13 protein-coding genes and 1 pseudogene are annotated in these 19,237 nt (G+C 71.8%); 7 read left to right on the forward strand and 7 right to left on the reverse strand.

Going from position 1 to position 19,237, the window contains the following annotated elements; all coding sequences use genetic code 11:
* Window positions 1-220 precede the first annotated feature (220 nt).
* Complete coding sequence (locus ACGF12_RS14935; RefSeq protein WP_393028836.1) at window positions 221-1,597, reverse strand: hypothetical protein; 1,377 nt, start codon at window positions 1,595-1,597, stop codon at window positions 221-223.
* Window positions 1,598-1,798: 201 nt separating this feature from the next.
* Between ACGF12_RS14935 and ACGF12_RS14940 the strand changes: the two genes are divergently transcribed.
* Window positions 1,799-2,710 (forward strand): LysR family transcriptional regulator, encoded by a 912-nt coding sequence (locus ACGF12_RS14940; protein ID WP_393028838.1) that lies wholly within the window; start codon window positions 1,799-1,801, stop codon window positions 2,708-2,710.
* A gap of 26 nt (window positions 2,711-2,736) precedes the next feature.
* Here the strand turns inward: ACGF12_RS14940 and ACGF12_RS14945 are convergent, their stop codons facing one another.
* Window positions 2,737-3,408, reverse strand: coding sequence for a TetR/AcrR family transcriptional regulator (locus tag ACGF12_RS14945; RefSeq protein WP_393028839.1), 672 nt, complete (start codon window positions 3,406-3,408; stop codon window positions 2,737-2,739).
* A gap of 160 nt (window positions 3,409-3,568) precedes the next feature.
* Between ACGF12_RS14945 and ACGF12_RS14950 the strand changes: the two genes are divergently transcribed.
* The 4 genes from ACGF12_RS14950 (at window position 3,569) to ACGF12_RS14965 (ending at window position 8,918) form a co-directional block, all read left to right on the forward strand.
* A complete protein-coding gene (locus ACGF12_RS14950) occupies window positions 3,569-5,065 on the forward strand; it encodes a DHA2 family efflux MFS transporter permease subunit (RefSeq protein ID WP_393028840.1) in 1,497 nt (498 codons plus the stop codon).
* Between the two features lie 168 nt (window positions 5,066-5,233).
* Window positions 5,234-6,163, forward strand: a complete 930-nt coding sequence (locus tag ACGF12_RS14955; protein ID WP_393028842.1) for a Gfo/Idh/MocA family protein — start codon at window positions 5,234-5,236, stop codon at window positions 6,161-6,163.
* 254 nt (window positions 6,164-6,417) lie between these two features.
* On the forward strand, window positions 6,418-8,298 hold the full coding sequence (locus ACGF12_RS14960) for an endonuclease/exonuclease/phosphatase family protein (protein WP_393028844.1): 1,881 nt from the start codon (window positions 6,418-6,420) through the stop codon (window positions 8,296-8,298).
* A 110-nt stretch (window positions 8,299-8,408) separates the two neighbouring features.
* The gene (locus tag ACGF12_RS14965; protein ID WP_393028846.1) at window positions 8,409-8,918 is read left to right on the forward strand and encodes a GNAT family N-acetyltransferase; all 510 of its coding nucleotides are present in this window, start codon (window positions 8,409-8,411) and stop codon (window positions 8,916-8,918) included.
* 28 nt (window positions 8,919-8,946) lie between these two features.
* On the opposite strand, the gene ACGF12_RS14970 is transcribed toward ACGF12_RS14965, so the two are convergent.
* From ACGF12_RS14970 to ACGF12_RS14990, 5 genes and pseudogenes are all read right to left on the reverse strand, one after another.
* Window positions 8,947-11,310: an ATP-binding cassette domain-containing protein gene (locus ACGF12_RS14970; protein ID WP_393028848.1), complete on the reverse strand. Its 2,364-nt coding sequence runs from the start codon at window positions 11,308-11,310 to the stop codon at window positions 8,947-8,949.
* Between the two features lie 90 nt (window positions 11,311-11,400).
* On the reverse strand, window positions 11,401-11,814 hold the full coding sequence (locus ACGF12_RS14975) for a VOC family protein (protein WP_393028850.1): 414 nt from the start codon (window positions 11,812-11,814) through the stop codon (window positions 11,401-11,403).
* A gap of 123 nt (window positions 11,815-11,937) precedes the next feature.
* On the reverse strand, window positions 11,938-13,419 hold the full coding sequence (fumC, locus tag ACGF12_RS14980; RefSeq protein ID WP_393028852.1) for a class II fumarate hydratase: 1,482 nt from the start codon (window positions 13,417-13,419) through the stop codon (window positions 11,938-11,940).
* The gene (locus ACGF12_RS14985) at window positions 13,416-14,960 is read right to left on the reverse strand and encodes an NAD-dependent malic enzyme (RefSeq protein WP_393028854.1); all 1,545 of its coding nucleotides are present in this window, start codon (window positions 14,958-14,960) and stop codon (window positions 13,416-13,418) included. The genes fumC and ACGF12_RS14985 overlap by 4 nt, the downstream gene beginning before the upstream one ends.
* Window positions 14,961-15,685: 725 nt before the next feature.
* A pseudogene (locus ACGF12_RS14990) lies at window positions 15,686-15,814 on the reverse strand (alpha/beta hydrolase); the annotation flags it as partial.
* A 118-nt stretch (window positions 15,815-15,932) separates the two neighbouring features.
* Between ACGF12_RS14990 and ACGF12_RS14995 the strand changes: the two are divergent.
* Both ACGF12_RS14995 and ACGF12_RS15000 read left to right on the forward strand, forming a co-directional pair.
* Window positions 15,933-17,639: an acyclic terpene utilization AtuA family protein gene (locus tag ACGF12_RS14995; RefSeq protein ID WP_393028856.1), complete on the forward strand. Its 1,707-nt coding sequence runs from the start codon at window positions 15,933-15,935 to the stop codon at window positions 17,637-17,639.
* A complete protein-coding gene (locus ACGF12_RS15000; protein ID WP_393028858.1) occupies window positions 17,636-19,234 on the forward strand; it encodes an acyl-CoA carboxylase subunit beta in 1,599 nt (532 codons plus the stop codon). Before ACGF12_RS14995 ends, ACGF12_RS15000 begins: the two co-directional genes overlap by 4 nt.
* Window positions 19,235-19,237 lie beyond the last annotated feature (3 nt).

Here is a 19,237-nt window from a genome sequence, read left to right on the forward strand (position 1 = left end):
CCGCCCCACGGCCACCAACCACCTGCCGCACCCTCCCGCCACGGGGGTGGGGCGCCGGCCCGCACCGGCGCCCCACCCCCGTTCGCGGTTTCCGGGATCAGTAGTCCTCGCCTTGGTCGTGGGCCGCCGGTCAACAGCTGAGATGAACTCGGTCGGAAAATACGTCAACTGTCGTAAGCGGCGTTTGGCCTATGGCGGCTCGGCCCCACGCAGCGGGAGGTCACAGGCGGCGCAGGAACACGTCCGTGAAGGTGTTGGTGTCGCCCGCCACCAGGTTGCCGTCCTCCGCGTCGAAGACCACGGTGTCGCCGGTGGCGTCGACGCGCGGGTTGTAGGAGCCGCCGGTGGCCTGCGCGCCGTCCTCGGTGAGGCTGACCCGCTCGATCCGGCCGGTCCACAGGTCCCGACGGAAGACATCGGTCTGCTGGTTGGTGTCGCCCGGGGCCAGGTTGTCGGCGTCGGAGTCGAAGTAGACCCAGCGGTCGTCGGAGGTCATCACCGGGTCGTAGGAACCGCCGGTGGTCGTGGTGCCGGGCAGGAAGGTGTTGAGCCGGGTGCGCTCGCCGGTGGCCAGCTCGAGGGCGTAGAGGTCCATCCGGATGCCGTGCGAGCCGGGCTTGCCGGCGCCGTAGACCGGCAGACCGTAGAGGGCGTAGCGGCCGTCGGCGCTGATCCGGGCGTCGATGCCGGTGCCGGTCAGGGAGCCGGTGTCGTCCAGGCTGGCGCCGGTGGTCCTGCCGGTGTCGGCCTTCCAGACGAAGTACGGGTAGAACCGGGGCCCGGCCAGATCGGCCGTCGCGGCCGGGGCCGTGGTGCCGGCAGCGGGCGGCGGGACGAGGTTGCCGGCCCGGGAGGTGAAGCCGACGGTGCTGCCGTCGGCGCTGATGGTCGGGCCGAAGGAGTTGTTGTCGGCGGTGTTGCCGTCGAAGCTGGTGGTGATCAGCCGGGTGGTGTGGGTCCAGCGGTCGGTGACGAAGATGTTCTCCTTGCCGCGCCGCACGCCGGGGGCCAGGTCGGTGCGGTCGGAGGCGTAGGCGACGTAGCGGCCGTCCCAGCTCAGGGTGGGGTTGTCGGCGCCGCGGATGGTCTCGTCGTCGGTGGTGGTGAGGTTGCCGGTGGTGATCAGCTCGGTGCGGCCGGTCCAGCGGTCGCGGACGAAGACGTCGCTCTGGTGCCTGGCCTGGCCGGGCACCACGTTGGTGGCGGTGGTGGTGAACGCGACGTAGCGGCCGTCGCCGCTGATCGAGGCGTCCGAGGTGGGCGCGTTCAGCTGCGCGCCGTCGTCGGCGACGCTGACCCGCTCGATGTGCCCGTTGCGCAGGTCCCGTACGTAGACCTCGCTGGCGTTCGGGGTGCCGTCGACGGGCAGCAGATTGGTCGCGGCCGACGAGAACAGCGCGGAGCGGCCGTCGGCGCTCAGGCCGAGCGTGTTCGACAGGCCGTTGAGCTGCTCGCCCTTGGTGCCCTCGCTGACCCGGGCGGTGTCGCCCTTGGGCGGGCGGGCCTCGGCGGCCGGCATCGCGGCGCCGGCCACGACGGCGGCCACCAGGACGCAGCCGGTACGGGCCAGCCAGCGGCGGGAACGAGCGGTGGTCATGGACATCCTCCCCTTGATGACGTGTGCCGGGCCCTCGAATCCCCGTGATCCCCAGCGGCCCGGCCCGGCCATGAGCCAAGCGCCGATCGAGCGCGACGGTCAACGGGCCGAAGCGATCTCCGCCCGAAATACGCCACCGGTGGTACTGCCCCCGAAACGGCTCCCGGACGGTCCACTCCGCCGCGCTGGCAGAATTGGCCTGTGATCGACGCACGACGGCTGCGGACCCTGCGGGCCGTGGCGGACCACCGCACCGTGACCGCCGCGGCGGCCGCCCTCTACCTGACCCCCTCCGCGGTCTCCCAGCAGCTGGCGGCCCTGGAGCAGGAGACCGGCCACGACCTGCTGGCCCGCGAGGGCCGGGGCGTGCGGCTGACCGCCGCCGGGGAGATCCTGCTCGGCCACGCGGACGCCGTGCTCGCCCAGCTGGAGCGGGCCGAGGCCGACCTCGCCGCGTACAGCGCGGGCGTCGCCGGCGAGGTCACCGTCGCCTCCTTCGCCACCGGCATCTCGCACGTGCTCGCCCCGGCGATCGGCCTGCTCGCCGAGCGCGCCCCGGGTGTGCGGCTCAAGGTGCTGGACGCCGAGGGCGACGCCAGCCTGCCGATGGTGCTGGACGGCCGGGCCGACCTCGCCGTGGCCGTCGAGTACCGGGGCGCCCCGCGCGCCGACGACGCCCGGCTCACCCGGGTCCCGCTCTACGCCGAGCCCTTCGAGGCCGTCCTGCCGCTGGCTCACCCGCTGGCCACCGAGCAGGGGCCGCTCGCCGTGGCCGCCCTGGCCGGCGATCCCTGGATCGGCCCCTACCCGGGCAACCCCTGCCACGACGTGGTGCTGCTGGCCTGCGAGCACGCCGGCTTCCAGCCCCGGCTGCTGCACTCCTCCGACGACTTCCGCGCCGTGGTCGCGCTGGCCTCGGCGGGCTCCGGCGTCGCCCTGGTGCCCCGCTCCGCGCTGCGCGGCGTGGACCTCTCCCAGGTCGCCGTCCGCCCGGTGGACAGCGAGCTGGCCACCCGGCGGGTGTTCGCCGCCGTCCGCGCGGGGGCCGACGGGCACCCGCTGATCCGCCCGGTGCTGGACACCCTCGCGGCGGCGGCGGCCGCCGGGGCCTGACCAACTGGCCCACGGGCGGAAGCAGTTCAGGGCTTTAGCGCCGCCAGCAGGCCGTCCACGATCGCGATCAGCCCCTCCTGCCGGGTGTCGGCGGCGGTCAGTTCCTCCCAGTCGCCGGCCAGCGAGGTGAGCCGGGGGAAGGCCGCCGGGTCGAGGGCGGCGAAGGCCTCGGCGCGGTACGGGCGTCCGGCCGGGTCGGCGCGGCGGCGCCGACGGCCGAGCCGGACGGTCAGCTCGCCGGCCGTGTAGTACCAGAGCACCCGGTAGACGTGGACGGCCTGGTCGGGGGTGAGCCCGGCCGCGATCGCCGCGTCCAGGATGTTCTCCACGATCCACAGCGCCGAGACCGCGAGCAGGTCGTCCGAGGCCAGCACCTCCACGATCCACGGGCACTCGGCCAGGATGTCGTACAGCACCCGGGCCGCGGCGATCAGCCGCTCGCGCGGGTCGGCGGGCAGCTCGGGCCGGGGGAAGGCCGAGGCGTGGCTCTCCAGGAGGAGCAGCAGCAGCTCGTCCTTGTCCTTGACGTGGTGGTAGAGCGCCATCGGGGTGCTGGAGAGTTCCTTGGCCAGCCGCCGCATGGACAGCTGCTCCGGCCCTTCCTCGGCCAGGATCGTCCGGGCCGCGGTGAGGATCGCCTCCCGGGACAGCTTGGGCGGTCGGCCGGTCCGGCGACCGGTCGGTGTGCTCTGTTCCATGCCCACATCCTCTCCTGTCCGCGTCGCGGCGGGTGCTGACGTCCCCTCTCCCTGCCCGGCTGGCGGTCGCCCCGGTCTCCGGCTATGGTTTTCGTACGCGTTAGATATACGCGTACAAAAACTCTGGGAGGGGTCGATGGGATCGATGGGGGAGACGGAAGTGGCCAGGGGTCACCGGGGGAGGGCGCTCGCCGCGGTGGCGCTGGCCCAGTTCATGGTCACGCTCGACATGACGATCGTGAACGTGGCGCTGCCGAGCATGGCGACGGGGCTGCACATCGAGCGCTCCCAACTGCCCTGGGTGGTCAACATCTACGCCCTCTGCTTCGGCGGCTTCCTGCTGCTCGGCGGGCGGATGGCGGACCTCTACGGGCAACGCCGGGTGCTGGCCTGCGGCACGGTCGCCTTCGCGCTCGCCTCGTTCGGCGGCGGGCTGGCGCAGAACGAGGCCCAGCTGATCCTGGCCCGCGCGGTCCAGGGCGTCGGGGCGGCCGTCCTGGCGCCCGCCGCGCTCGCCGTCCTGACGCTGACCCAGCGCGAGGGCAGCGAGCGCACCCGGGCGCTCGGCGTCTACGCTGCCGTCTCGGCGGTCGGCGGCGGCGCTGGGGTGCTGATCGGCGGGTTGCTCGCCGAGTACGCGGGCTGGCGCTGGGTGATGTTGGTCAACCTGCCGATGGCGGCCGGCGCGCTGGTCCTGGCCCTCGGCGGGGTGCCCGGCGGCACCTTCGGCCGCCGCCGCGGCCGGCTCGACCTGGTCGGCGCGGTGCTCGCCACCGCGGGCGTGGGCCTGCTGATCCTCGGCGTGGAGCGCACCGAGCAGGTCGGCTGGGGCTCCGCCGCCACCCTCGGGACGCTGGCCGCCTCGGCCGTACTGCTGCTCGGCTTCGTGCTCTGGGAGCAGTACGGGCCGATGGCCGATCCGCTGATCCGGCTCGGCCTGCTGCGCCGGCGCAACGTCCTCGGCGCCAACCTGTTCATGGCGCTGCTGGTCGGAGGCCAGTTCGGCGCGTTCTACTTCTCCACCCTGTACCTGCAGACCGTGCTCGGGTTCAGCGCGGCCAGGGCCGGGCTGGCCTTCCTGCCGCTGACCCTGTGCGTGGTGGTCGCCATCCAGATCTCCACCCGGCTGATGCGCCGGGGCGTTCCGGTCCGCCTGCTGCTGGTCCCCGCCGGGCTGCTCGGCGCCGCGGGCTTCGCCTGGTGGGCGGCACTGGAACCCTCCGGCGGGTACCTGGGCGACGTCCTCGTCCCCTCGATGGTCGCGGGCCTCGGGATCGGCTTCTCATTCGTCCCGCTCACCGCGGCCGCCACCGGCGGACTCCCGCCGCAGGAGGCCGGGACGGCCTCGGCGCTGCTCAACTCGGCCCGGCAGATCGGCGGCGCGATCGGCCTCGCGGTGCTGGTGACGGCCGCCACCGCCCGCACCGACCACCGGCTGGCCGCCGGGGCCGAGGCCAGGGCGGCGGCGACCGACGGCTACTCGCTCGGCTACCTGCTGGCGGCGGGCTTCCTGGTGGCCGCCGCGCTGGCCGCGGCGGTGGTCCTGCCCGGGCGGCCCGAGCCGACGGCCGGCGTTCCCGCCGAGCCGGCCGGCTCGGAGTCGACCGCTTCCGGCCCGGCCGCCGAGCGCCGACCGGTGGATGACACGGCCCGTTGAGCCCGGCTGTGCGGGGCCTCGGAGGAGACCCCGCACAGCCGGTCGATCACGCAGGCGCCGGCGGCGCGACGGGGCGTCACCGGGCCCCGGTCGGCCCCGCCGAGCGCCGTGACCAGGCACGTAGGATGGCTCGACGTGACGACCGTCCGTTCCACGGCAGGAGATTCCATGGGCGCGACCGCTGCCTCCGAAACCGGGTTCCCCATCGGGGTGATCGGCCTGGGCGACATCGCGCAGAAGGCCTACCTGCCGGTGCTCACCGCGCTGCCCGGGCTGGACCTGCGGCTGATGACCCGGGACCGGGCCAAGCTGGAACGTCTGGGGGAGACGTACCGGATCGGCGCCGAGCACCGGTTCACCGATCTGGGCGAGCTGATCGGCAGCGGCATCCGCGCCGCCTTCGTGCACGCCGCGACCGACCAGCACGTGCCGATCGTCGAGCAGCTGCTCACCGCCGGGGTCGACGTCTACGTGGACAAGCCGCTGGACTACACCCTGGACGGCGCCCGCCGGCTGGTCGGGCTCGCCGACCGGACCGGCCGCTCGCTGATGGTCGGCTTCAACCGGCGCCACGCGCCCGGGTACCTCCAGGCCAAGGAGCGGCCGCGCGACCTGATCGTGCTGCAGAAGAACCGTGAGGGCCTGGCCGAGGCCGCCCGCTCACTGGTCTTCGACGACTTCATCCACGTCGTCGACACCCTGCGGTTCCTCGCCCCCGGCGAGATCGAGCACGTGGACGTCCGCGCCCGCACCCGGGACGGCCTGGTCGAGCACGTGGTGCTCACGCTCGGCGGGGAGGACTTCACCGCGCTCGGCATCATGAACCGGGTCTCCGGTTCGACCGAGGAGGTGCTGGAGGTCTCCGGTGGCGACTCCAAGCGCGAGGTGCGCAACCTGGCCGAGGTGATCGACCACCGCGGCCAGCCCACCGTCCGCCGACGCGGCGACTGGGTGTCCGTCGCCCGCCAGCGCGGCATCGAGCAGTGCGTGACCGGCTTCCTGGACGCCGTTCGCGCCGGGAAGACGATCGATGCCCACGACGCGCTGCGCACCCATGAGTTGTGCGAGCTGATCGTGGAACGGATCGGGCAAAGCTGAGCAAAAGCCGGGGAAAGCTTGGGGAAAGCTGGAAGCCTGCTGGGAGCGGGCTGAATTGACGCGTCATCAAGTCACTTGGCCGGAACCGACAGTTCATTGACGGGGTCTTGTCGGGGCTTTTTCTACGCGCGTATCTTGAGGGCGTCGCGGGGGGCGGGTGTTCGTCCCCCGCTTTCTCTCCCCCTCTCTCTACGCGAGTAGCGCCCGCTACGCGAGCCGGTAGCGCCCGCTGCACGAGCTAGGAGTCATGCCCGGTGACCACCGCCTCCGCACCCCGCCCCCGCAGAGCCGCCCTGCTGCGCGCCGCGATCCTCCCGGCCGCGCTGGCCGCCGCGCTGGTGCTCGTCCCGCTGCCGGTGGCGAACGCGGCCGGCGCGGCGACGCCCGCCCCGCCCGCCCCGACCGAGGCCGGGCCGCTGCGGATCCACGACATCCAGGGCGCCACCCGGATCTCCCCGCAGGCCGGCAAGCCCGTCACCGGCGTGCCCGGCATCGTCACCGGCCTCCGTGCGTACGGCAGTTCCAAGGGCTTCTGGATGCAGGACCCGAACCCGGACGCCGACCCGGCCACCAGTGAGGGCATCTTCGTCTTCACCGGCGCCGCCCCGACCGTCAAGGTCGGCGACTCGGTACTGGTGAGCGGCAAGGTCACCGAGTACTACCCGAACTACTCCGGCGGCTCGCAGTCCGTCACTGAGCTGTCCGGCCCGGCCGTCACCGTCGTCTCCTCCGGCAACCCGCTGCCCGCCCCCGTGGTGGTGGACACCCGCGACATCCCCGGCACCTACGCCCCGCCGGCCGGCCCCGACGGCACCGTCGACTCGGTGCCGCTCAACCCGGAGAAGTACGCCCTGGACTTCTACGAGTCGCTGGAGGGCATGCTCGTCCAGGTCAAGGACGTCCGGGTGATACAGGCGACCGACAAGTACAACGAGTTGTGGGTCGCCGCCGACCGGCAGGACCAGCGCAGCAAGCGCGGCGGCGTGCTGTACGAGTCCTACCGCGAGCCCAACGTCGGCCGCCTGATGGTGCAGCAGCAGGCTCCGGTCTCCCAGCAGCCCTTCCCGGTGGCCAACGTCGGCGACGAGCTGACCGGCACCACCACCGGCCCGCTGGACTACAACGCCTTCGGCGGCTACACCCTCGTCGCCGGCGCCATGGGCACCCTCAAGGACAACCACCTCCAGCGCGAGGTGACCGCCAAGGCCGGCGAGCGTGAACTCACCATCGCCACCTACAACGTGGAGAACCTGGCCGCCACCAACCCGGACGCCAAGTTCGCCGAGCTGGCCCAGGGCGTCGTCACCAACCTGCGCTCGCCCGACATCGTCGCCCTGGAGGAGATCCAGGACGACAACGGCGCCAAGAACGACGGCACGGTGGACGCGAGCCGGACCGTCGCCAAGTTCCTCGCCGCGATCAAGGCGGCCGGCGGCCCGTCCTACGAGTGGCGCTCGGTCGACCCGCAGGACGGCAAGGACGGCGGCGAACCCGGTGGCAACATCCGCCAGGTCTTCCTGTTCAACCCCCAGCGGGTCTCCTTCACCGACATCCCCGGCGGCACCGCCACCACCGCCGTCGGCGTGACCGGCACCGGCGCCGCCACCGCGCTGACCGCCTCGCCCGGCCGGATCGAGCCCACCGACGAGGCGTGGACCAACAGCCGCAAGCCGCTGGTCGGGCAGTTCTCCTTCCGCGGCCAGAAGGTCTTCGTGATCGCCAATCACTTCAACAGCAAGGGCGGCGACCAGGGCATCGACAGCCGCTTCCAGGCCCCGACCCGCAGCTCCGAGGTGCAGCGGATCAAGCAGGCCACCGTCGAGCAGGCCTTCGTCGCCGAGCTGCTGGCCGCCGACAAGGAGGCGCGGATCGTCTCGGTCGGCGACTACAACGACTACCAGTTCTCGCCCGCGCTGGCCGCGCTCACCAAGGACGGCGTGCTGCGCGACCTGGTGAACGAGCTGCCGGAGACCGAGCAGTACTCCTACGTCTACCAGGGCAACTCCCAGGTGCTGGACCACATCCTGGTCAGCCCCGAGGTCGGCTACGCCAAGTACGACGTGGTGCACATCAACGCCGAGTTCGCCCAGCAGGCCAGCGACCACGACCCGCAGGTGGTCCGGATCAAGCCCTGACCCGAGCTGCGGCTATCCTGCCTCCGCTGCCGGTGACCGCCGGCGGCGGAGGCGTTTCCTGGTTGCCAGGCGACATTTCGCACAACGGATTTCGTACAACGGGGGGCGGCATGGGGTACCGGATCGAGCGGATCGGCCGGGACGACTGGCAGCGGCTGCGGAAGGTGCGGCTGGCCCAACTCCTCGACACCCCCATGGCGTTCGGCGAGCCCTACGAGTACGCGCAGCACCAGGGCGAGGCCAACTGGCGGGCCCGGACGGACTGGCTGAACGAGCCCGGCAAGATCGGCCTGGTCGCCGTGGACGACACAGACGAGTGGGTCGCCACCATGCTGTCGATCCCCGGCAAGGAGCGGGCCGGGGCCGTCGACCTGATCGGCGTCTGGGTCGACCCGGCCCATCGAGGCCGCGAACTCGGCGTCGCCGACGCCCTGTTGGACGCCGTTATCGACTGGGCCCGGGCCGGCGGCGCGCAGCGGATGCTGCTCGGGGTGCACGAGGAGAACCACCGCGCCGCCGCCTTCTACCGGCGGCGCGGCTTCGCGTACACCGGCGGCGAGACGCCGTACGTGCTGGATCCGGAGGCCCGGATCCTGGAGATGGCCCTCCCGCTGGAGTGACATCCCGTACGGGAGGGCCCTGGGCGCCTCAGCCCGCCACGTACTCCGCCAGGTGCTCGCCGGTCAGCGTGGAGCGGGCCGCGACCAGCTCGGCCGGGGTGCCCTCGAAGACCACCAGGCCGCCGTCGTGCCCGGCGCCCGGGCCGAGGTCGATGATCCAGTCCGCGTGCGCCATGACCGCCAGGTGGTGCTCGATCACGATCACCGACTTTCCGGAGTCCACCAGCCGGTCCAGCAGCCCGAGCAGCTGCTCGACGTCCGCCAGGTGCAGGCCCGTGGTCGGCTCGTCCAGGACGTAGACCCCGCCCTTGTCGCCCATGTGGGTGGCCAGCTTCAGCCGCTGCCGCTCGCCGCCGGACAGCGTGGTCAGCGGCTGGCCCAGGCTCAGGTAGCCGAGGCCGACGTCGGCGAGCCGCTCCAGGATCCGGTGCGCTGCCGGCAGCTTGGCCTCGCCCGCGCCGAAGAACTCCTCCGCCTCGGTCACCGACATCGCGAGCACCTCGCTGATGTCCCGGCCGCCGAGGTGGTACTCCAGCACCGAGGCCTGGTAGCGCCTGCCCTCGCAGTCCTCACAGGTGGTGGCCACCCCGGCCATCATCGCCAGGTCGGTGTAAACCACGCCCGCGCCGTTGCAGGTCGGGCAGGCGCCCTCCGAGTTGGCGCTGAACAGGGCCGGCTTCACGTCGTTCGCCTTGGCGAAGGCCTTGCGGATCGGGTCCAGCAGGCCGGTGTACGTCGCCGGGTTGCTGCGCCGCGAGCCCTTGATCGCACCCTGGCCGACGTACACCACGCCCTCGTCGGCAGGGATGGAGCCGTGGATCAGCGAGCTCTTGCCGGAGCCGGCGACGCCGGTGACCACGGTCAGCACCCCGAGCGGGACGTCCACGTCCACGTCCCGCAGGTTGTGGGTGTTCGCGCCGCGGATCGCGAGCGTGCCGCCGGGCTCGCGGACGGTGTGCCGCAGCGCCGTCCGGTCCGCCAGGTGACGGCCGGTGACGGTGCCGCTGGTGCGCAGCCCGTCCACGTCGCCCTCGAAGCAGACCGCGCCGCCCGCCGCCCCGGCGCCCGGGCCGAGGTCCACCACGTGGTCGGCGATCGCGATGGTCTGCGGCTTGTGCTCCACCACCAGCACCGTGTTGCCCTTGTCCCGCAGGCGCAGCAGCAGGCCGTTCATCCGGCTGATGTCGTGCGGGTGCAGGCCGGTGGTGGGCTCGTCGAAGACGTACGTGGTGTCGGTGAGCGAGGAGCCCAGGTGGCGGATCATCTTGACCCGCTGTGCCTCGCCGCCGGAGAGCGTGCCGGAGGGGCGGTCGAGCGAGAGGTAGCCGAGGCCGATCTCCACGAAGGAGTCCAGGGTCTGCTGGAGCGCGGTGAGCAGCGGCGCCACCGAGGGTTCGGCCAGGTCGCGGACCCAGTCGGCGAGGTCGCTGATCTGCATCGCGCAGGCGTCGGCGATGCTGAGCGCCCCGATCCTGGAGGAGCGGGCGGCCGCGCTCAGCCGGGTGCCCTCGCAGTCCGGGCAGGCGGTGAAGGTCACGGCGCGCTCGACGAAGGCCCGGATGTGCGGCTGCAGGGCGTCCTTGTCCTTGGACAGCATGGACTTCTGGAGCTTGGGGATCAGGCCCTCGTAGGTGAGGTTGACGCCGTTGATCTTGACCTTGGTGGGCTCCCGGTACAGGAAGTCCTGCAGCTCCTTCTTGGTGTACTTGCGGATCGGCTTGTCCGGGTCGAGGAAGCCCGAGTTGGCGTACACGCCGACCGTCCACCAGCTGTCCGGCTTCCAGCCGGGGATGGTGATCGCTCCCTCGGCGAGTGACCTGGAATCGTCGTAGAGCTGGGTGAGGTCGATGTCGGAGACGCTGCCGCGGCCCTCGCAGCGCGGGCACATGCCGCCGGTGATGCTGAAGCTGCGCCGCTCCTTGACGGTCCTGCCGCCGCGCTCGACGGTGACGGCGCCGGCGCCGCTGATCGAGGGGACGTTGAAGGAGTACGCCTTGGGGGAGCCGATGTGCGGCTTGCCGAGCCGGCTGAACAGGATGCGCAGCATCGCGTTGGCGTCGGTCGCGGTGCCGACGGTGGAGCGCGGGTCGGCGCCCATCCGCTGCTGGTCGACGATGATCGCGGTGGTCAGCCCTTCCAGGACGTCCACCTCGGGGCGGGCCAGGGTGGGCATGAAGCCCTGGACGAAGGCGCTGTAGGTCTCGTTGATCAGCCGCTGCGACTCGGCGGCGATGGTGTCGAAGACCAGCGAGCTCTTGCCCGAGCCGGAGACGCCGGTGAACACGGTCAGGCGGCGCTTGGGGAGGTCGACGCTGACGTCCTTGAGGTTGTTCTCGCGCGCTCCGTGCACGCGGATCAGGTCGTGGCTGTCGGCGACGTGCGGCTCGGCCATCGTTGTCTTCGCTCCCTGGCTGTCGGTCGGGTTGTGCGGTGGGTCGATCGGGGCCCGCCCCGAGGGGGCACCCCCGGGGCGGGCGGAGGCTCAGCGCACCTCGTTGAAGCGGATCATGTTGCCCGCCGGGTCGCGGAAGGCGCAGTCGCGGATGCCGTACGGCTGCTGGGTCGGCTCCTGCACGAGTTCGGCGCCGCCGGACTTCAGCCGGTCGAACACCCCGTCCAGGTCGGCGGTGGCGAGCACCAGCCGGGCGTAGGTCCCCTTGGCCATCATCTCGGCGATCGTACGCCGCTCGTCCTCGGTGACGCCCGGATCGGCGGTCGGCGGCTCCAGCACCAGCGAGACGCTCGGCTGCCCGGCCGGCCCGACGGTGATCCACCGCATCGGGCCGCCGCCGACGTCGCTGCGCACCTCGAAGCCCAGCAGATCGCGGTAGAAGGCGAGCGAGGCCTCGGGGTCGGTGTGGGGGAGGAAGGTCCAGTGAATGGTGATGTCGTCCATGCCTGCAACGCTAGGGGCGCCCCCGGTCCGGGCGCTTCTCGAATCCTGATCGGTCCGTCCGGCCGGGTCGTGACCGGTCCGCCCCGGTCACCACCTGGACCGGATCGAGTCGACCGCTCCGCTTCAGGTCTGACCGACCATGGCGGCGGGGCGGACGATGCGGTCGAACTCCTCGGCGCTGATGTAGCCGGAGGCCAGGGCCGCCTCGCGCAGGGTGCTGTCCTCGTCGTTGGCCTTGTGGGCGATCGCCGAGGCCCTGTCGTAGCCGATCACGGGCGAGAGGGCGGTGACCAGCATGAGTGACCGGTCGACGTAGCTGTCGATCTGCTCCCGGTTGAGCTGGGTGCCCTCGATGCAGAACTCGCGCATCTTGGTGCAGGCGTCGGCGAGGATGGTCGCGGCGTGCAGGAAGTTGTTGATGATGACCGGGCGCATGGCGTTCAGTTCGAAGTTGCCCTGGGAGCCGGCGAAGGCGATGGCGGTGTCCTCGGACAGCACCTGGATGCAGACCATGACCATCGCCTCGCACTGGGTCGGATTGACCTTGCCGGGCATGATCGAGGAGCCCGGCTCGTTCGCCGGGAGGACGAGTTCGTCGAGGCCGCAGCGGGGGCCGGAGGACAGCCAGCGGATGTCGTTGGCGATCTTCATCAGTGGCACGGCCAGGGCCCGCGGCCCGGCGGAGGCGCTGACCATGGCGTCCAGGCCGCCCTGGGCGGCGAATTTGTTCTGCGCGGTGATGAACGGGTAGCCGGTCGCGGTGGCGATCTCGGCGGCGACCTGCTCGCCGAATCCGGGTGGGGCGTTCAGCCCGGTCCCGACCGCGGTGCCGCCCATGGCGAGTTCGTTCAGCCCCTCGGCGGACCTGGTGACCTGGTCGATGGCCTGTTGCAGCTGGCGGGCGTAGCCGGACCATTCCTGCCCCACGGTGAGGGGGACGGCGTCCTCCAGGTGGGTGCGACCGATCTTCACCACGTCGTGCCACTGCTGTGCCTTGGTCTCGATGGCTTGTCGCAGCGCCCGCACGCTGGGCAGCAGGTGTTCGTGGATCTCCTTGACCGCGGCGATGTGCATGGCGGTGGGGAAGGTGTCGTTGGAGGACTGCCCCAGGTTGACGTGGTCGTTGGGGTGGATCGGGGACTTGCTGCCCAGCTCTCCGCCGAGGAGCTGGATGGCACGGTTGCTGATCACCTCGTTGGTGTTCATGTTGGACTGCGTACCGGATCCTGTCTGCCACACGAACAGCGGGAAGTGATCGTCCAGTTCGCCCGCGATGACCTCGTCGGCCACCCGCTGGATCAGGTCGGCCTTCCAGGCCGGCAGCCGCCCGGCGCGCCCGTTGACGCGGGCGGCGGCCTTCTTGACGTAGCCGTAGGCGTGGTAGACCGCTTTGGGCATCCGGTCGTCCCCGATGGAGAAGTGGATCAGGGACCGTTGCGTCTGGGCGCCCCAGTAGCGGTCCGCGGGGACGTCGACGGCGCCCATGGAGTCCGTCTCCCGCCGGGTCCCGGTCGCCTGCAGTCCGACGGGGATGTCGAGGATCCTCGGGGCTTCGTCCTGACCGGCCGACCCGGTCCGGTCCACGCCGTGGTGCTCCGTGGTCATGACGTCGCTCCGTCGGCGTAAACCGGCTGCCACATGGCCTCCCGGACGGCCTTTGCGGCGTCGGTCGGCTTGCAGGTGGCCACGCCGTCGTCGAGCGCAGCCTGGACCACCGCGGTCGCGGTGATCGCCGAGGACTCCCGGAGGTTCTTCACGGGAGGCAGCAGGGAGGCGCCCGGCCCCGACGGGTCGACCTGGTCCGCGACGGCCTGCGCGGCCGCGAGCAGCATGCCCGCGGTCACCTGGGACGCGCCGGAGACGATCGTGCCCAGGCCGAGTCCCGGGTACAGCAGCGCGTTGTTGGCCTGCCCGATCCGGTAGGTCACACCGTCGTGTTCCACGGGCGGGACGGGGATGCCGGTCGCGACCAGCGCCTTGCCCCTGGACCAGGCGATGACGTCGGCGGGCATGGCCTCGATGCGGGAGGTGGGGTTGGAGATCGGGAAGATGACCGGCCGCTCGGTGCCCTCGGACATGGCCTCGACGACCTCGCGCGTGAAGGCACCGTGCACGGTGGAAGTGCCCAGCAGGATCGTCGGGTTGACCCGTCGGACCGCTTCCAGGAGCGGGATCGCGCCGTCGTGCCGCTCCCAGTCCGCGACCTCGGCCGGATCGCGCGCGTAGGGCTGCTGGAAGTCGAGCAGGTCGGACATGTCCCGGGTGAGCAGCCCCTGCCTGTCGATCAGCCACACCTGGGCGGTGGCCCGCTCCGGATCCGCCCCGTCGCGGACCATCGCGTCGCGCAGCTGGTCCGCGATGCCCACCCCGGCGGTCCCGGCGCCGAAGACGATCAGCTTCTGGTCCCGCATCCGCACACCGGTGACCTTGACCGCGGACAGTGCTGCGGCCAGCGTGATGGCTCCGGTGCCCTGCATGTCGTCGTTGAAGATCCTGTAGCGGTCGCCGTACTGCTCCAGGATCCGCCGTGCGTTGCTGGGACCGAAGTCCTCGAAGTGCAGGAGCGCATCGGGGAACGTGGACGATGCCGTCTCCAGGTACTTCTCGATGAACGCGTCGTAGTCGGTGCCGCGGACCCGGGGGTGCCGGTTGCCCAGATAGAGCGGGTCCTCCAGCAACGACGTCCGATCCGTGCCGACGTCCAGCGACACGGGAACGACGCGGCGCGGGTCGATGCCGGCGGCCGCCGTGTACACCGCGAGCTTGCCGACCGAGATCAGGATGCCTCCCACGCCCCAGTCACCGATGCCCAGGATCTCCTCCGCGTCGGTGCACACGATCAGGTCGACGTCCTGGGGCCCGAGTTGAAGCGTGGCGAAGGCCTTCTGCATGTCGTCGGGCCGGTCGATGGACAGGAAGATGCCGCGCGGGCGCCGGTACTCGTGGGAGTACTTCTCGATCGCCTCGCCCACGACGGGGTCGTAGACGATCGGCAGCAGCTCTTCGATGTGATCGGTGAGGAGCTTGAAGTAGAGGGTTTCGTTGCGGTCGTGCAGCTGTTCCAGGTAGACGTTCTTGGCCAGGTCGCTCCCCTGGACCTGCAACTGCCGGTAGGCACGTTGAGCCTGCCGGTCGAGCGGGAGCACTCCGGAAGGCAGCCGTCCGGTGAGGCCGAGGGCCTCCCGCTCCTCCTGTGTGAGGCCTCCCGCTCCTCCTGTGTGAAGGCGACGCCGCGGTTGCGCAGCGGATCCACCAGGACGCTGGGGACAGCGGGGGCCCGCACGTGGCTCTCGGTCATGAGGTCCTCCTCCATGCGAATGCCGTCTCGTCTCCGACCGGGATGACTGAGGGACCGGGATGACTGACGGGGCATGAACGCCCCCGTGCGCAGATGTCCGGTTCCGGGCGTCGCCGGACGGCCGGCATCGCCGTCGCTGGTGGCCGGCGGTCCGGAATCGCCTTCGTTGTCGCCGTCGTCATCGCCGTCGGTGAGCGTCATCGCCGTCGTTGAGCCCGAAGCGCGGGCCCGGTCGGCAGGCACGCGCAGACATGGCCACCGGCTCGCGGCCCGGCGAAGCGCGGGTTCAGCAGTGTGAAGGTTCGTCAGGACGGCGCGGCGCCGGTTGCTCGACCGCTCGCAGCAGCGCCGCGCGGCGAGACGCCTCCGATGTCGCCGCGGCGCCTCATCCGCGACTCTGTCTTCAGGCTAACCACCAGCCGACCGGCCAGCGACCTCAGCCGGGACGATGTCCCTGGTCGTACTGCAGCCGGTCATGGTGAAGGCGTGCGCCGGGGGCGCGTGCTCGCATGATCGCTCGCTCCCTGCCGTGGAGCGGACGGTCATGCGACTCTCCGAAGTCCGGTAGCGCGGTCAGAAGCCGTCGACTTCGACGACAGCCGCCGCGAAGGCCTTTGGCGCCTCCTGCGGGACGTTGTGCCCTGCGTCCAGGGTCTTGTGCGCGTATTTTCCGGCGAACTTCTTGCGATAGGCCGATCCATTTTGGCTGATTCGGCAGCAAAACAAGCAGGCATGATTGCTTTTTTTCCTGGCCGGTGCCACGCTGCTGCCCGGCGGCGCTCGTACGGGGTGTCGCCAACCCACCGGCAGGGGAGGCGCATTGGCGCGCGCACGCTCGGTACTGCGGATCGGCAATGCCTCGGGGTTCTACGGGGACCGCTTCGCGGCGGTGCGGGAGATGCTCACGGGCGGGCCGCTGGACGTGCTCACCGGGGACTACCTCGCCGAGCTGACCATGCTGATCCTGGCCCGGGACCGACTGAAGGACCCGTCGCTCGGGTACGCGAGGACCTTCCTGCGCCAGATGGAGGAGTGCCTCGGCCTGGCCCGCGAGCGGGACGTGAAGATCGTGGTGAACGCGGGCGGTCTCAACCCGGCCCGACTCGCCGACGCGCTGCGGGAGTTGGCGGAGCGCCTGGGCATCAGGGCGGCCGTCGCCCACGTCGAGGGCGACGACCTGCTGCCGCGCCGGTCCGAACTTGTCCTGCCCGAGGGCCTGTTGGCCGCCAACGCCTACCTGGGCGGCTTCGGCATCGCCGCCTGCCTGGCCGAGGGCGCGGACGTGGTGGTCACCGGACGGGTCACCGATGCCGCGCTGGTGGCCGGGCCCGCGATCGCCCACTTCGGCTGGACGGCCGCCGATCTCGACGCCCTGGCCGGGGCGGTGGTGGCCGGGCACGTCCTGGAGTGCGGAGCGCAGGCCACCGGCGGCAACTACGCCTTCTTCCGCGAGCACGACGTGACCCGCCCCGGCTTCCCGCTGGCCGAACTGCACGCGGACGGCTCCAGCGTGATCACCAAGCACCCCGGCACCGGCGGCGCCGTCACCGTCGGCACCGTCACCGCCCAACTCCTGTACGAGACCGGCGGATCGCACTACCTCGGCCCGGACGTCACCGCCCGACTGGACACCGTCCGGCTCGCCGAGGAGGGCCCGGACCGGGTGCGGATCTCCGGCGTGCGCGGCGAGGCCCCGCCGCCCACCCTGAAGGTCGGGCTCAACCGCCTCGGCGGCCACCGCAACGAGGTGGTCTTCGTGCTCACCGGCCTGGACATCGAGGCCAAGGCCGACCTGGTGCAACGGCAGTTCACCGCCGCCCTGCCGCCCGAGGTCCGCCCGGCCGAACTGCGGTGGGCCCTCGCCCGCACCGACCACCCGGACGCGGCCACCGAGGAGACCGCCTCCGCGCTGCTGCGGCTCACCGCCCGCGACCCCGACCCGGCCAAGGTCGGCCGCGAACTCGGCAAGGCCGCCGTCGAATTGGGGCTGGCCGGATACCCGGGCTTCCACCTCACCGCCCCGCCCGGCCCGGGCGCGCCGTACGGGGTGTTCACCGCCGCGTACGTCGATGCCAAGGCGGTCGAGCACACCGCCGTCCTGTCGGACGGTCGCCGGATCGCCGTCCCGCCCGCGCCGGTGACCTCCCAACCGGCTGAAGCCGCCGCGGAGTTGCCCGAAGCGCTGCCGACCGGCCCGACCCGCCGCGCCCCGCTCGGCCTGGTGGCCGGCGCCCGCAGCGGGGACAAGGGCGGTGACGCCAACCTCGGTGTCTGGGCCCGCGACGAGGACGGCTGGCGCTGGCTCGCACACACCCTCACTGTCGACAAGCTGCGCGAACTCCTTCCCGAAACAGCCGGGTTGACCGTCACCCGGCATCTGCTGCCGAACCTTCGGGCGCTCAACTTCACCGTCACCGGCCTGCTCGGCGAGGGCGTCGCCGCCCAGCACCGCTTCGACCCGCAGGCCAAGGCCCTGGGGGAGTGGCTTCGCTCCCGCCACCTCGACATTCCGGAGGCCCTGCTGTGACCGTCCTGACCACCCGCGTCGACCCGGCCGGGCCCGACTACGCCGAGCACCGCGCCGCGATGGTCGCCAAGCTCGCCGAGCTCGACGCCGAGCACGCCAAGGCGCTGGCCGGCGGCGGCCCCAAGTACGTGGAGCGCCATCGCAAGCGCGGCAAGCTGCTGGCCCGCGAGCGGATCGAGCTGCTGGTCGACCCGGACTCCCCGTTCCTGGAGCTGTCCCCGTTGGCCGCCTGGGGGAGCGACTACCCGGTGGGCGCGGCCCTGGTCACCGGCATCGGCGTGATCGAGGGCGTGGAATGCGTGATCACCGCCAACGACCCGACGGTGCGTGGCGGCGCCAGCAACCCGTGGACCCTGCGAAAGGCCCTGCGGGCCAACGAGATCGCGCTGAACAACCGCCTCCCCTTGGTCAACCTGGTCGAGTCCGGCGGCGCCGACCTGCCGAGCCAGAAGGAGATCTTCATCCCCGGCGGCGCCCTCTTCCGCGACCTCACCCGGCTCTCGGCCGCCGGCATCCCCACCGTGGCCGTGGTGTTCGGCAACTCGACGGCCGGCGGCGCCTACGTGCCGGGCATGTCCGACCACACCGTGCTGGTCAAGGAGCGCGCCAAGGTGTTCCTCGGCGGCCCGCCGCTGGTGAAGATGGCCACCGGCGAGGAGGCCGACGACGAGTCGCTGGGCGGCGCCGAGATGCACGCCCGCGTCTCCGGGCTGGCCGACCACTTCGCGGTGGACGAGGCGGACGCGCTGCGGATCGCCCGCCGGATCGTCGCCCGGCTCGACCACCGCAAGCCCGGCCCGGGCGCGGACCCGCTCGCCGAGCCGCCGAAGTACGACGAGGAGGAGCTGCTCGGCATCGTCCCGGGCGACCTCAAGGTGCCGTTCGACCCGCGCGAGGTGATCGCCCGGATCGTCGACGGCTCCGACTTCGACGAGTTCAAGCCGCTCTACGGCACCAGCTTGGCCACCGGCTGGGCCCGCCTGCACGGCTACCCGGTCGGCGTGCTGGCCAACGCCCAGGGCGTGCTGTTCAGTGCGGAGTCCCAGAAGGCCGCCCAGTTCATCCAGTTGGCCAACCAGCGCAACACGCCGCTGCTGTTCCTGCACAACACCACCGGCTACATGGTCGGCAAGGACTACGAACAGGGCGGCATCATCAAGCACGGCGCGATGATGATCAATGCCGTCGCCAACTCCACGGTCCCGCACCTGTCCGTGCTGATGGGCGCCTCGTACGGCGCGGGCCACTACGGCATGTGCGGCCGGGCCTACGAGCCGCGCTTCCTGTTCTCCTGGCCGAGTGCCAAGTCCGCGGTGATGGGCCCGCAGCAGCTCGCCGGGGTGCTGTCGATCGTCGCCCGGCAGTCGGCCGCGGCCAAGGGGCAGCCGTACGACGAGGACGCGGACGCGGCGATCCGGGCGATGGTCGAGCAGCAGATCGAGGCCGAGTCGCTGCCGGTGTTCCTGTCCGGCCGGCTCTACGACGACGGCGTGATCGACCCGCGCGACACCCGTACGGTGCTCGGCCTGTGCCTGTCCGCGATCCACAACGCGCCGGTCGAGGGCGCGCGTGGCTACGGCGTCTTCCGTCTGTGAGAG

Source organism: Kitasatospora sp. NPDC048296, from assembly GCF_043201815.1.
In the GTDB taxonomy this organism is placed as follows: Bacteria; Actinomycetota; Actinomycetes; order Streptomycetales; family Streptomycetaceae; genus Kitasatospora.

Excerpts from the sequence above, each read along its gene's own strand:
- ACGF12_RS14935 (WP_393028836.1), bottom strand. The coding sequence starts at position 1,597 with ATGACCACCGCTCGTTCCCGCCGCTGGCTGGCCCGTACCGGCTGCGTC.
- ACGF12_RS14945 (WP_393028839.1), bottom strand. The coding sequence starts at position 3,408 with ATGGAACAGAGCACACCGACCGGTCGCCGGACCGGCCGACCGCCCAAG.
- ACGF12_RS14955 (WP_393028842.1), top strand. The coding sequence starts at position 5,234 with ATGGGCGCGACCGCTGCCTCCGAAACCGGGTTCCCCATCGGGGTGATC.
- ACGF12_RS14965 (WP_393028846.1), top strand. The coding sequence starts at position 8,409 with ATGGGGTACCGGATCGAGCGGATCGGCCGGGACGACTGGCAGCGGCTG.
- ACGF12_RS14970 (WP_393028848.1), bottom strand. The coding sequence starts at position 11,310 with ATGGCCGAGCCGCACGTCGCCGACAGCCACGACCTGATCCGCGTGCAC.
- ACGF12_RS14975 (WP_393028850.1), bottom strand. The coding sequence starts at position 11,814 with ATGGACGACATCACCATTCACTGGACCTTCCTCCCCCACACCGACCCC.
- fumC (WP_393028852.1), bottom strand. The coding sequence starts at position 13,419 with ATGACCACGGAGCACCACGGCGTGGACCGGACCGGGTCGGCCGGTCAG.